This is a genomic window from Bordetella tumbae, assembly GCF_054780995.1.
This window is the reverse complement of record NZ_BAAGVG010000015.1, coordinates 457,305-470,245: the sequence shown is the minus strand read 5'-3', so window position 1 is coordinate 470,245 and position 12,941 is coordinate 457,305. Positions and strand designations below refer to the sequence as shown.

The window sequence follows — 12,941 nt, the reverse complement described above, 5'->3', positions numbered from 1 at the left end:
AGCCCGTGAACGGGAAAGACGCTGATCATATTGAGTAAATAAGCCCGCTATCGACGAACCGATGCACATTCAAATGCATTGCAGCAAACCACGCTGACTAATGGGCCGCATCAAAATTTGTGATTGGACGCTAGGCACCTCCGTCGCTACCTTGTTCCAACAATTTCAAAACACTACGGAGACAAATCATGCCCATCATGCGCACTGTCCTCGCGTCAGCCCTGCTGGCTGCCTGCGCGCCCGTGCTGGCCGGCACCGTCACGGTCATCACGTCTTTTCCCAAGGACCTGACCCAGGCGTATAAATCAGCATTCGAAAAAGCCAACCCCGGCATCACGCTGGAAATCCTGAACAAAAACACGGTGTCAGGCATTGCCTACGTACGCGAGACGCCAGCAGGCCAACGGCCCGAGGTGTTCTGGGCCAGCGCCCCCGATGCCTTTGAAGTGCTGGGCCGCGAAAAACTGTTGAGCCCCGCGCCCGACGCCGCCAATGCCGAGGTCCCGGACAAAATCGGCAGCTATCCCATCAATGATCCGGGCGGCTTGTACATGGGTCAGGCCCTGGCCGGCTACGGCATCATGTACAACACCCGGTACATCAAAGCCCACAAGCTCACGCCGCCGGTCGAATGGAAAGATCTGCTGGCGCCGCAATGGTTTGGCCACCTGGGCATGACCGCGCCGTCACGCTCGGGCACCATGCACTTGACCGTCGAGACCATACTGCAAGGCGAAGGCTGGGCCGATGGATGGCAAACGCTGCTGCGCATGTCGGGTAACGCCAGCCAGATGACAGAGCGATCATTTGGTGTCCCCGATGGAGTGAACAACGGCCAATTCGGAGCCGGCCCTGTCATCGATTTCTTTGGCTTGTCCAGCAAATATTCCAAGTTCCCGGTCGAGTTCGTCTATCCGTCTGAAACTTCGGTCGTGCCCGCAAATATTGCGTTGATTGCGGGCGCCAAGAATACCGAAGAAGGCAAAAAATTCATCGCATTCACGCTCAGCAAAGCCGGGCAGGAACTGCTGCTGGAGCCCAAGATTTCGCGGCTGCCGGTATTGCCCTACAAGGATTTGGCCGGAAAGATTCCGCAGGGTTATCCGGATCCCGCTGAAATTGCCCAGCGCAGCAAGGTGCATTTCGATGCCGACTTGTCCCAGACGCGCTATTACGTCGTCCAAGCGCTGTTCGACCAGACCATCACGTTTCGCTTAAGCGATCTGCAGGCCGCCACCAAAGCCATTTACGAAGCCGAGCAAAAACTCGGCGACAAGGCCAAGACAGGCCAGGCTGCCGAGCTGCTGGACCAAGCCCGCAAGCTGGCATGGTCGCCGCTGATCGATCCCAAAACCGCCGCGGATCCGGAGTTCCTGAAAGTCTTTACCCGCGACAAGAAGGACGCCTCGACCAACAAGCAGATCACCCAACTCGAAGGCGAGTGGAGCGGCAAAGCCAAGGCGAACTACGAGCAAGCGGTCAAACTGGCTCGGCAAGCCGCCGCGCTGTAATGGCCGCACAAACTGTTGCGATGATGTTTTGACATCCTGCCCCGCGTGAACTCGCGGGGCTTTCTCGGAGCCATTGATGACGTTCGCGAGCCGCTCGCGCCTGCCCGCCGGTCCGCTGCTGACGGCGCTACTGGTACTGGCCTTTCTGGGCCTGTTCTTGGTGGTACCGGTGGGCACGGTGTTCTACACCGCTTTTGTCAACGCCGACGGCAGCTTCACGCTCGGGCATTTTGGCGCTTTTTTCGCCCAGCCGCTGATGCAAGAGGCTTTTTTCAATAGCCTCTATGTCGCGGGCTGGTCGGCGCTATTGGCGTCGCTCATCGCCGTGCCGTTGGCGTATTTCACTGTGCGCTTTGAGTTTCGCGGCGCCTTGCTGATTCAGACGCTCGGCGTGCTGCCTCTGATCATGCCGCCCTTTGTCGGCGCAGTGGCGATGCAATTGATCTTTGGCCGATCAGGCACAGTCAATCTATTGCTGGATGATTGGTTCGGATTCACCATCCCGTTCATGGAGGGCCTGAACGGGGTCATCTTTGTCGAGTCATTGCACTACTTTCCGTTCATCCTGATGAACCTGGTCGTCGCGTTGCGCAACATCGATGGGTCCATGGAAGAAGCCGCTTTCAACTTGGGCTCCCGTGGCTTTCGGCTGTTTCGCCGCGTGATTTTTCCACTGGCCCTGCCCGGCTACGTCGCGGGCACCTCGCTCGTGTTTGTGAAAGTCTTTGATGATCTGGGCACGCCGCTGGTGTTGGGCACCACCAATATGCTGGCGCCTCAAGCCTATTTGCGTATTACCCAAGTCGGCCTGGAAGACCCGCTGGGTTATGTGATCAGCGTCATCATGATCGGTTTTTCCATTCTGGCGCTATGGCTATCGGCGCGCGTCCTCAAAGGCAAGGACTACTCCACGCTGCAAAAAGGCGGCAGCTCGATCCAGAAACGCAAACTCAACACGGGAGAAAGCATCCTCGCCTATGGCTGGATCGCGCTGGTCCTGCTGTTGGTGCTGTCACCTCATTTCGGGGTGCTGCTGCTATCGCTCGCTACGGTATGGAGCTATGCCCCGCTGCCTGATGGCTACACCCTGGAACACTACGCCGCGATTTTTACCGAATCACACGGCATGATCACCAACACGCTGCTGTATTGCGGTCTGGCGGCAGGGGTAGACGTGATCCTGGGAACAGCGATTGCGTATCTCATGCTGCGTACGCGTCTGCCGGCCCGGCAATGGCTGGATTTTCTCGCATCTGCCGCGCTGGCTATCCCGGGCATTGTGTTGGCGATCGGCATGCTGCGTACTTTCCGCGGGCTCGAGTTTCCGTTGACGGGGACCTTGATCACATCGTCGTGGCTGCTCATCATGATCGCGTATTCGGTGCGGCGGCTGCCGTACGCGTTGCGATCATGCGTGGCGGCGCTGCAGCAAATCAATGTCTCGCTCGAGGAGGCCGCTGAGTCGCTGGGGGCAAACCGGATGAGCACCATCCGGCGTGTCGTCATACCGCTCATGGCCGGCGGCATGCTGGCGGGTTTTGTGACCAGTTTCGTCACGGCGGCGGTGGAGTTATCGGCGACCATCATGCTGGTGACCCGCGACAGCCAGGCCCCCATGAGCTATGGCATTTATCTCTACATGCAAAGCGCTGCCGGACGCGGTCCCGGCGCTGCGCTAGGCGTACTGGCCGTCATCGCGGTTGGCATCGGCACATACGTATCGCATTTGTTGGTCGAGCGCGCGTCGGCGCGCCAACGCCCTGTGCGCAATGAGGAATAACGATGAAAAAAGTCAGCGTCGAATGCCGCAATATCCGGCTGTCCTATGGCAAAACCGAAGTCCTGAAAGACGTCAATATTCACATCGAGCCGGGCGAGTTTTTCGCCTTGCTCGGTCCTTCTGGTTCAGGAAAGTCCACCCTGCTGCGCTTGATTGCCGGCTTCAATCAACAAAGCCATGGCCAACTGCTGATCGACGGCAAGGACATTGGCAACACGCCGCCGTGGGGACGCAATATCGGCATGGTGTTCCAGAACTATGCCTTGTGGCCGCACATGACCGTATGGGACAACGTCGCGTTTGGTCTGGTCGAGCGCCGCCTGCCGCGTGCCGAGATACGCAATAAAGTCGAGGCCGCACTGGAATTGGTCGGCTTGTCGCAGTACGGCAACCGCAGGCCGAATCAACTATCCGGAGGACAACAACAACGCGTCGCGCTGGCCCGCACGATAGTCATTGAGCCCCAGGTGCTGTTGCTGGACGAGCCGCTATCCAATCTGGATAAAAAGCTCCGCGTACAGATGCGCCAGGACTTGCTCAATCTGCAACGCCGCCTGGGCATCACGACCATTTTCGTGACTCATGACCAGGAAGAAGCCATGACCACAGCCGATCGCATGGCTGTTCTGGATCACGGCATCGTCCAGCAGATCGGTGCGCCAACCACATTGTTCGACTTCCCCGTCAATCGCTTCGTCGCCAACTTTGTCGGCACGATGAACGTCCTGGAGGGCACGGTGCGCGAACGCAGTCGCAGCAATCTGATACTGGCCGTACCCGGCGTCGGCGACCTGCATCTGCCTCTGACAAACGAAGCTCCCGATTCCGACAAACTCGCCGCGAGTTTTCGCCCGCACACGGTCCAGATCGACATGGCCGATGGACTGGGAGATGCACGCTACGTCTGGCTGCCAGGTGTGGTGGAAACCAGCGAATTCCTGGGCGAATTCACCCGCTATCAGGTACAGGTGGGCGATCATCGCGTTACTGCCGATCAGTCCCATCTGGCGGGCCTATCGCCCTTTCCCGTTGGGTCGCCGGTCTCGATCGGACTGGAGCCCTCTCAGATTCGCCTACTGGCGGCATAATCGCCGTCATGGAGATCTATCAAATTCGCGCCTTTGTCACGGTAGCCCGCCTGGGCAACCTGACCAAGGCTGCGGATGCCCTCTCGCTCACACAGCCCGCCGTCACAGCCCAGATCAAAGCCCTGGAGCAGAGCCTCGGCGTCGCACTGTTCGAGCGCGCCGCAGGCCGCTTGACCTTGGCCAAAGCCGGCGAGGTGTTGTTGCCGACCGCAGAATCTTTGCTGGTCCTGGGTGCTCAGCTCAAAGCCGAGGCGCAACAACTGCAAGGCAGCCTGCACGGCGCCATCGAACTGGGCGTTCCCAGCGAACAACCGGATTTTCTGCGGCTAGGTGAGCTCGCCTCGGCGGTGCGGGAACAACTGCCGCTCATCGAACTCAAGACCCTGACACTGCCCACCTCGGTCCTGCACGAACACATCAGCACCGGCCGGCTGCATGCGGCGCTCACCATCGCCGCCAATCCGCCTCGCGCCGTGCATTGGATGCCGTTACGCAGCGTCCGCTACCGGATCGCGCTCCCGTTACCGCTGGCCAACGCGCTCAAGCGCGGCGGCTGGCGCGAAGTCGCGCAGCTTCCCTGGCTGGATGGCCCGGCGGGCAGTCACGCCCATTTATTGCTGCGCGACATGTTCGAACGGCATGGTCTGGCCCCGCGCATCGTCATGCAGCACGACGACCAGGCCAACCTGGATGCACTGGTCCGAGCCGGTGCCGGCTGCGCCCTGCTCCGGGAGGAAACCGCCCTCGCGGGTGCTGCCGGCGGAGATTTCATCGTCTGGGGGCAGGCTCGCGCCGACGCCACATTGGGATTCATGATGCCCCACGAACGCGCCAGCGAACCCGTCCTGGTCGCGTTGAGCTCCCTCATGCAGAAAATCTGGAAATCGCGGCGACTGCCTATGGAACCCGAGGCTACGGCCGAGCAAACCACCAACCGGGTTACCCTATAGCCTACCGCCCATTCCGGGCCTATCCTTCACCACCACTCGCATGACTGAAATCTGGTTTATTCGCCACGGCGAAACCTCCTGGAACCGCGAAGGCCGCCTGCAAGGCTGGCAAGACATCGAACTCAACCCTAGCGGGCGCGAACAGGCAGCCCAATTGGCCGCACGCATCGCTACTGTCGAACAGACCTTCGACGCGCTCTACAGCAGCGATTTGCAGCGCGCCTACGCCACCGCCGAGCCCATCTCCGCCGGCTTGGGCCTGCGCATACGCACAGAACCCGGCATCCGCGAACGCGGCTTTGGCGTCCTGGAAGGCCTAGACCTGGGACGCATCGACGAACTCGCGCCCGAAGCCGCGGCCGCCCGCAAAAGCCGCGACCCGCACCGCCCCATCGAAGGCGGCGAATCCCTGGGCCAATTCCAAGCCCGCGTCATCGCCACCGTCAACGATCTCGCGCAACGCCACGCCAACGAACGCATCCTCGCCGTCACACACGGCGGCGTGCTGGACATCATCTGGCGCCACGCCTCCAGCGTGGCCCTGGACGGCCCGCGTCCCGTGCCATTACTCAACGCCAGCATCAACCGCATCGGCATCGAGGGACGCCAATGGCACGTCCTGGAATGGGCAGACATCGCCCACCTGGACATGGAATCAACAAGCGACATCGTGCCATAACGGCCACCACCCCAGCGATCGGCAACGATTGACACCCTTGATGCGCAACGTTTGATACCCGTAATGCGCAACCTTTGATACCCGTAACACGCAACGTTTGACACTCGCGCGGACCGCTTGACCCGTAACGCGCGGCAATTGCCACCCGTGATGGGCAACCATTGCGAGTCCCTGGCGGGTGCCTGAAAGCCGCGCCGGGCCGTTGAGTGGCGATTCAGCCCGCGAAGCGGGCCGAGGCCCCTGCTCATGGGCCGAGTCGCCGCGATAGGCCCGGTGCGGCTTTCAGGCACCCGCCAGGGACGTCCCCCAAAGCGCTGATCTCCGCCAGCAAACGACCAATAGCGCCCAACATCAATCAGCGCCGGGGCTTCCGCGGCGCATTGCGCGCCGCGCGATCGTAGATCCAATTCGGCAGCAGGCGCATTAGCTTTGACACAACGCCCATTTGCCAAGGGATGACGGTATACGACACCCCGCGTTCGATAGCCACTTGAGCACGAGCGGCAAACGCATCGGCTTCCATCAAGAACGGCATACCGTATGGGTTCTTCTCGGTCATGGCGGTTTTTACGTAGCCTGGCGCAATCGTGACCACATCGACCCCAGCACTCGCGAGCTCCAGCCGCAGGCTTTCACAATAGGTGATCACCGCGGCTTTAGATGAACTGTAGGCACCCGCGCCAGGCAAGCCTCGAATCCCCGCTACGCTGGCAATACCGACAAGCCGGCCGTTCTGCGCCCGCTTCATCGATTCGATAAACGGCTCGAACGTAGCGACAGTAGCCAGCAGATTCGTATCGACGATGGCTTTGAAAACGTCGAAGTCTTCCGTGTACTCAGTCAGTGTCCCCGCGCTGATTCCCGCACTGGCAATGACGACATCGACTCGCCCCTCATTCGCCGCCAAAAAATCCTGGGCGGCAGCATGCAAAGCATCGCGGTCGCGCACATCCAGCGCATAGCAAAGGTGTTCTCCCGGTAACTCATCGGCCAACTCACGCAGCGCCTGGCCACGTCGCGCGACCAAGCCGAGCCGTGCGCCCGAACGGGCATAACGCCACGCCAAGGCCCGGCCTAGACCACTGGAAGCACCCGTAATAAAAACCGCTGTCATGGCAACTCGCAAGATCGACCCAAACACGGGCCAGGAGGATATTCGTCAATGATAGTAGAGCCAGAAATAAAAACAGGCCCATACAGGGCCTGTTTTTACCGCAGCGCGACGGATGAGCTTATTGCTGAGGCAAACTGGCGTGCAGTTCCTGCAGCGGATACACCTGCAGGCCGAGGCCTTGGCGCAGGTATTGCATACCCTCGACCGCGGCACGAGCACCGGCGATCGTCGTAAAGAACGTCACGCGAGCGGCCAGCGACTGCGTACGGATCGTACGAGAGTCGGCGATCGCATTGCGGCGTTCTTCGACGGTATTGATCACCAGCGAGATCTCGCCGTTCTTGACCATATCCACGATATGCGGACGGCCTTCGGTGACCTTGTTGACCATTTGCACCGGAATGCCGGCAGCGGAAATCTGCGCGGCAGTTCCGCGGGTCGCCACGAGCTTGAAGCCCAAGTTGTGCAAACCACGCGCGACTTCGACGGCGCGGGCTTTGTCCTGGTCTTTCACGCTGATAAAGACAGTGCCGTTTTCGGGCAAACGCACACCGGCTGCAAGCTGCGATTTGACGAAAGCCTCGCCAAAGCTCATGCCCACACCCATGACCTCGCCGGTCGATTTCATTTCCGGTCCCAGAATGGTGTCCACACCCGGGAATTTCACGAACGGGAACACAGCTTCTTTGACGGAGTAATACGGCGGCACGACTTCGCGCGTGATGCCTTGGTCGGCCAGCGTACGCCCTGCCATGGCGCGAGCCGCGATCTTGGCAAGCTGCAGGCCGGTGGCCTTGGACACGTAAGGCACCGTACGCGATGCGCGCGGGTTGACTTCGAGCACGTAGACGTCGCCGCCCTGGATCGCAAACTGCACATTCATCAGGCCGCTGACGTTCAGCGCACGCGCCATCATCGAGGTCTGGCGCTTGATCTCGGCAATGATCTCAGGCGATAGCGAGTACGGCGGCAGGCTGCAGGCGGAGTCGCCCGAGTGCACGCCGGCTTGCTCGATGTGTTCCATGACGCCGCCGATGAACACGGTTTCGCCGTCGGCCAGGCAGTCCACGTCGACTTCGGTCGCATCGTTCAGGAAGCGATCGAGCAGCACGGGTGAATCGTTGCTGACCTTGACCGCCTCGCGCATATAGCGCTCGAGATCCTGCTGCTCGTGCACGATTTCCATGGCGCGGCCGCCCAGCACATAGCTGGGACGCACCACCAAGGGATAACCGATCTCGGCGGCATGGGCGAGCGCCTCGCCTTCGGTACGAGCGGTACGGTTGGGCGGCTGACGCAGGCCGAGCTTGTTCAGCAGCTTCTGGAAACGCTCGCGGTCCTCGGCGACGTCGATGGACTCGGGGCTGGTGCCGATGATGGGCACGCCATTGGCCTCGAGCGCACGCGCGAGTTTCAACGGGGTCTGACCGCCATACTGCACGATCATGCCGACAGGGTTTTCCTTGTGCACGATTTCCAATACGTCTTCGAGCGTCAACGGCTCGAAATACAGACGATCGGACGTGTCGTAGTCAGTGGACACGGTTTCAGGGTTGCAGTTGACCATGATGGTTTCGTAACCATCTTCGCGCAACGCCAATGCCGCATGCACGCAGCAATAGTCGAACTCGATACCCTGACCGATACGGTTCGGGCCGCCACCCAGCACGATGATCTTTTTGCGATCGGTCGGCTGCGCCTCGCACTCGTCTTCGTACGTGGAGTACATGTAGGCAGTACGCGTGGCGAACTCGGCAGCGCAGGTGTCTACGCGCTTGTAGACCGGGCGCACATTCAACTGATGACGCAGTTTGCGGATCTCGGACTCAACGGAATCCAACAGGAACGCCAGGCGGCGATCCGAGAAACCCATGCGCTTGAGGTGCCACAGCGTGTCGTAGTCCAGATCGGCCAGCGTCTTTTGCTCGAGCGCGAGCTCGATGTCGACGATTTCCTTGATCTGCGACAGGAACCACGGATCGATGTGCGTGATCTGGTGGACTTCTTCCAGGGTGAAGCCTTGTGCGAACGCATCGCCCACGTACCAAATACGCTCGGGGCCCGGCTCGCCCAACTCGATCTGCAGTTTTTCGCGATCGGTGGTTTTCTGGTTCAGGCCGTCGACACCGACCTCCAGGCCGCGCAGAGCCTTTTGGAAGGACTCTTTGAACGTGCGGCCGATGGCCATGACTTCGCCCACAGACTTCATCTGGGTGGTCAAGCGGGAATCGGCCTGCGGGAATTTTTCGAACGCGAAACGCGGCACCTTGGTGACGACGTAGTCGATGGACGGTTCGAACGAAGCCGGCGTAGCGCCGCCGGTGATTTCGTTGCGCAACTCATCCAGGGTATAGCCCACGGCCAGGCGCGCGGCGACCTTGGCGATAGGGAAACCGGTGGCCTTCGAGGCCAGTGCCGACGAACGCGATACGCGCGGGTTCATCTCGATGACAATCATCCGGCCATTGTCCGGATTGACCGCAAACTGCACATTCGAACCGCCGGTATCCACACCGATCTCGCGCAGCACCGCGATGGATGCGTTACGCATGATCTGGTATTCCTTGTCGGTCAGCGTCTGAGCAGGCGCCACCGTGATGGAATCACCGGTGTGTACCCCCATGGGGTCCAGGTTTTCGATCGAGCAAACGATGATGCAGTTGTCGGCTTTGTCGCGCACGACTTCCATCTCGAACTCTTTCCATCCCAGCAGGGATTCTTCGATCAGGAGTTCGCTGGTCGGCGAGGCCTCAAGGCCGCGACGGCAGATGGTTTCGAATTCTTCGGCGTTGTAGGCGATACCGCCGCCCGAGCCGCCCATGGTGAAGCTAGGGCGAATCACGGCCGGGAAACCCGACGTGCCGGTTTCGCTGGCGATGCGGCGCTGGACTTCCCAGGCCTCATCCATGCTGTGCGCCACGCCCGATTTGGCCGACTCCAGACCGATATCGGTCATGGCCTGCTTGAATTTCTGGCGGTCTTCGGCCTTTTCGATGGCGTGTTCGTTGGCGCCGATCAGCTCGACGTTGTGCTTTTGCAGCACGCCCTGACGGGCCAGATCCAACGCGCAGTTCAATGCAGTCTGACCGCCCATCGTGGGCAGCAGCGCATCGGGTTTTTCGCGTTCGATGATTTTTTCCACGGCCTGCCAGGTGATGGGCTCGATGTAGGTCACATCGGCCGTTTCCGGGTCGGTCATGATGGTGGCGGGGTTACTGTTCACCAAAATGGTGCGGTAACCCTCGGCCTTGAGCGCCTTGCACGCCTGGGCGCCGGAATAGTCGAACTCGCATGCCTGCCCGATGATGATGGGGCCGGCACCGATGATGAGAATGCTTTTTAGGTCTGTACGCTTGGGCATAATGCGGTATTTATTTCTTCTGGCCGGCCATCAGGCTGATGAATTTGTCGAACAGCACGATAATGTCGTGCGGGCCCGGGCTGGCCTCGGGGTGGCCCTGGAAGCAGAAAGCAGGACGATCGGTCAGCTCAAAACCCTGCAAGGTGCCATCAAACAACGACACGTGCGTCGTGCGGGTATTGGCCGGCAAGGTCGCCGCATCCACACCAAAGCCGTGGTTTTGGCTGGTGATGAACACGCGCTTGGATTGCAGGTCCTGCACGGGGTGGTTCGCGCCATGGTGGCCGGTCTTCATCTTGACTGTCTTGCCGCCAACAGCCAGGCCCATGATCTGGTGGCCCAGGCAGATACCGAACGTCGGGATCTTGCGTTCGAGGAACACACGGGTCGCCTCGATTGCATAGTCGCAAGGCTCTGGGTCGCCAGGGCCGTTGGCCAGGAACACGCCGTCCGGATTGAGTTTGAGCACGTCTTCGGCAGACGTCTGGGCCGGCACCAGCGTAATACGGCAGCCACGGTCGGCCATCAGGCGCAAGATGTTGTATTTCACGCCGAAGTCGTACGCGACCACGTGAAAGCGGTCTTGGGCGGGCGACGTGAAGCTCTCGCCCAATTGCCAGGTACCTTGTTTCCAGTCGAGCGAGTCTTTGACGGAAACGACCTTGGCCAGGTCTTGGCCGGCCATGCCGGGAAAGCCTCGAGCCAATTCGACGGCGCGATCGGCATCGTCGCCGACCAGGATACAAGCACCCTGAGCGCCGCCGTCACGCAAAATACGCGTGAGTTTGCGCGTGTCCACACCGGAAATCGCAACCACTCCCTGGGCAGCCAGGTAGTCGGGCAACGATTGCGTCGCACGGAAATTCGAGACGCGCGACGGGCAGTCACGCACCACCAGGCCAGACGCCAGGACGCGAGAGGTTTCGACGTCCTCGGCATTGACGCCGGTATTGCCTATATGCGGATAAGTCAGTGTGACGATCTGGCCGTTGTAGCTAGGATCGGTCAAAATTTCCTGGTAGCCTGTCATGGCCGTGTTGAACACGACCTCGGCGACTGTGTGACCCGGCGCGCCGATGGACACGCCTCGGAAAATGGTACCGTCCGCCAAAGCTAGAATTGCAGGAGGGAAGCGATCAGCGCCCTCGGGAAAAAGTTGCGGCAGCACAGTAAACCCCGGTTTCAGAATCGATAATCAAACCTTGTAATTATACCCTCTCGGGCCATTTTTCCCCGAAAACCGCGCCAATTAAGGCCGGGAGCCGTATTTTCGGCTGAGGAACCTCCACAAAATGTAATAAATGCTCCGTCAGGGCGGAGAGCCGAAAACGCAGCTTGGCGGTACTTTTTGTCAAAAAAAGGGGCTGCGCGTAGTGATACCCTAGGCCTTTATCGTCAACCTTTGCCTACGCCGACCCGTCCCATGTCTAGCCAGCTTGAAGCTTTACGCAGTCACACCACGGTTGTTGCCGATACCGGCGATTTCGAAGCCATGCGGGCATTACGCCCGACTGATGCCACGACCAATCCTTCGCTGATCCTGAAGGCCGTCCAGAAAGACGCCTATCGGCCGTTGTTGCAACAGGTTGTCCAAGAACATCGAGGCGCGTCTGCGGCCGAACAGACGGATCGATTGCTGGTCGCCTTTGGCCGTGAGATTCTGAAAATCGTACCGGGCCGGGTATCGACCGAAGTCGACGCCCGCTTGTCGTTCGACACCCGCGCCACGATCGAGCGGGGCCGTGGCCTGATCGCGCTCTATGAGGCGGCCGGCATTGCGCGCGAACGCGTGCTGATCAAGATCGCCTCCACCTGGGAAGGCATCCAGGCCGCCCGCGCGCTGCAAGCCGACGGCATCCGCTGCAACCTGACGCTGTTGTTCTCTCTGCCGCAAGCCATGGCATGCGCCGACGCAGGCGCGCAATTGATCTCGCCGTTTGTGGGCCGTATCTACGACTGGTACAAGAAATCCGCCGGCGCCGACTGGGTCGAGTCCGAACGTGCCGGGGAAAATGATCCCGGCGTGCAGTCCGTCACCGAGATCTACCGTTATTACAAGCGTCACGGCATCGCGACCGAGATCATGGGAGCGAGCTTTCGCAATGCCGGCCAGATCCGGGCCTTGGCCGGTTGCGATCTGCTGACCATCAGTCCGGAATTGCTCACCGAGTTGGATCAGACCGAAGGCGATGTGCCCGCGCGCTTGAGCATCGACAATATAGGTACGGACGTCCCCGCGCACCGTACGGCTGACGAGATCTGGTTCCGCACCGAGTTGAACGCAAATGCGATGGCGACGGAAAAACTGGCCGAGGGGATTCGTTTGTTCTCGGCCGATGCGGTCAAACTCGACGCTTTGCTCGCCGCTGCCAATTAGTCGGGTCTGAATCGACCCTGTTTTGATCGTTCAGGTTTGCAGTTGTGGGCAGGGCGGGGATCGAGTTCTATTGGGCGTCGA

9 protein-coding genes are annotated in these 12,941 nt (G+C 60.3%); 6 read left to right on the top strand and 3 right to left on the bottom strand.

Annotation, left to right across the window (positions count from 1 at the left end; translation table 11 throughout):
* Nucleotides 1–188 precede the first annotated feature (188 nt).
* The 5 genes from ACYVI2_RS14535 to ACYVI2_RS14515 all read left to right on the top strand — a co-directional run bounded on the left by ACYVI2_RS14535 (nucleotide 189) and on the right by ACYVI2_RS14515 (nucleotide 6,008).
* The gene (locus ACYVI2_RS14535; RefSeq protein WP_415821789.1) at nucleotides 189–1,511 is read left to right on the top strand and encodes an ABC transporter substrate-binding protein; all 1,323 of its coding nucleotides are present in this window, start codon (nucleotides 189–191) and stop codon (nucleotides 1,509–1,511) included.
* Nucleotides 1,512–1,587: 76 nt separating this feature from the next.
* Nucleotides 1,588–3,291, top strand: a complete 1,704-nt coding sequence (locus ACYVI2_RS14530) for an ABC transporter permease (protein ID WP_415821788.1) — start codon at nucleotides 1,588–1,590, stop codon at nucleotides 3,289–3,291.
* Between the two features lie 2 nt (nucleotides 3,292–3,293).
* The gene (locus ACYVI2_RS14525) at nucleotides 3,294–4,379 is read left to right on the top strand and encodes an ABC transporter ATP-binding protein (protein WP_415821787.1); all 1,086 of its coding nucleotides are present in this window, start codon (nucleotides 3,294–3,296) and stop codon (nucleotides 4,377–4,379) included.
* Between the two features lie 8 nt (nucleotides 4,380–4,387).
* Nucleotides 4,388–5,329 carry a LysR family transcriptional regulator gene (locus ACYVI2_RS14520; RefSeq protein WP_415821786.1) on the top strand — a complete coding sequence of 314 codons (942 nt, stop codon included), beginning with the start codon at nucleotides 4,388–4,390 and terminating at the stop codon, nucleotides 5,327–5,329.
* Nucleotides 5,330–5,369: 40 nt separating this feature from the next.
* The gene (locus ACYVI2_RS14515) at nucleotides 5,370–6,008 is read left to right on the top strand and encodes a histidine phosphatase family protein (protein ID WP_415821785.1); all 639 of its coding nucleotides are present in this window, start codon (nucleotides 5,370–5,372) and stop codon (nucleotides 6,006–6,008) included.
* 355 nt (nucleotides 6,009–6,363) lie between these two features.
* Here ACYVI2_RS14515 and ACYVI2_RS14510 read toward each other — a convergent pair whose 3' ends face one another.
* From ACYVI2_RS14510 to carA, 3 genes are all read right to left on the bottom strand, one after another.
* The gene (locus ACYVI2_RS14510; RefSeq protein ID WP_415821784.1) at nucleotides 6,364–7,122 is read right to left on the bottom strand and encodes an SDR family oxidoreductase; all 759 of its coding nucleotides are present in this window, start codon (nucleotides 7,120–7,122) and stop codon (nucleotides 6,364–6,366) included.
* 118 nt (nucleotides 7,123–7,240) lie between these two features.
* A complete protein-coding gene (carB, locus tag ACYVI2_RS14505) occupies nucleotides 7,241–10,483 on the bottom strand; it encodes a carbamoyl-phosphate synthase large subunit (protein ID WP_415821783.1) in 3,243 nt (1,080 codons plus the stop codon).
* A gap of 10 nt (nucleotides 10,484–10,493) precedes the next feature.
* Entirely contained in the window at nucleotides 10,494–11,651 is a 1,158-nt protein-coding gene (carA, locus tag ACYVI2_RS14500) for a glutamine-hydrolyzing carbamoyl-phosphate synthase small subunit (protein ID WP_415821782.1), read from the bottom strand.
* 255 nt (nucleotides 11,652–11,906) lie between these two features.
* On the opposite strand from carA, the gene tal reads away from it, so the two are divergent.
* A complete protein-coding gene (gene tal, locus ACYVI2_RS14495) occupies nucleotides 11,907–12,860 on the top strand; it encodes a transaldolase (protein ID WP_415821781.1) in 954 nt (317 codons plus the stop codon).
* The last annotated feature ends 81 nt before the right edge of the window (nucleotides 12,861–12,941 follow it).

What these genes read in the sequence shown, in the direction of transcription:
- ACYVI2_RS14525 (WP_415821787.1), top strand. Translation starts at nt 3,294, where the DNA reads ATGAAAAAAGTCAGCGTCGAATGCCGCAATATCCGGCTGTCCTATGGC.
- ACYVI2_RS14530 (WP_415821788.1), top strand. Translation starts at nt 1,588, where the DNA reads ATGACGTTCGCGAGCCGCTCGCGCCTGCCCGCCGGTCCGCTGCTGACG.
- carB (WP_415821783.1), bottom strand. Translation starts at nt 10,483, where the DNA reads ATGCCCAAGCGTACAGACCTAAAAAGCATTCTCATCATCGGTGCCGGC.
- ACYVI2_RS14535 (WP_415821789.1), top strand. Translation starts at nt 189, where the DNA reads ATGCCCATCATGCGCACTGTCCTCGCGTCAGCCCTGCTGGCTGCCTGC.
- ACYVI2_RS14510 (WP_415821784.1), bottom strand. Translation starts at nt 7,122, where the DNA reads ATGACAGCGGTTTTTATTACGGGTGCTTCCAGTGGTCTAGGCCGGGCC.
- ACYVI2_RS14515 (WP_415821785.1), top strand. Translation starts at nt 5,370, where the DNA reads ATGACTGAAATCTGGTTTATTCGCCACGGCGAAACCTCCTGGAACCGC.
- tal (WP_415821781.1), top strand. Translation starts at nt 11,907, where the DNA reads ATGTCTAGCCAGCTTGAAGCTTTACGCAGTCACACCACGGTTGTTGCC.
- ACYVI2_RS14520 (WP_415821786.1), top strand. Translation starts at nt 4,388, where the DNA reads ATGGAGATCTATCAAATTCGCGCCTTTGTCACGGTAGCCCGCCTGGGC.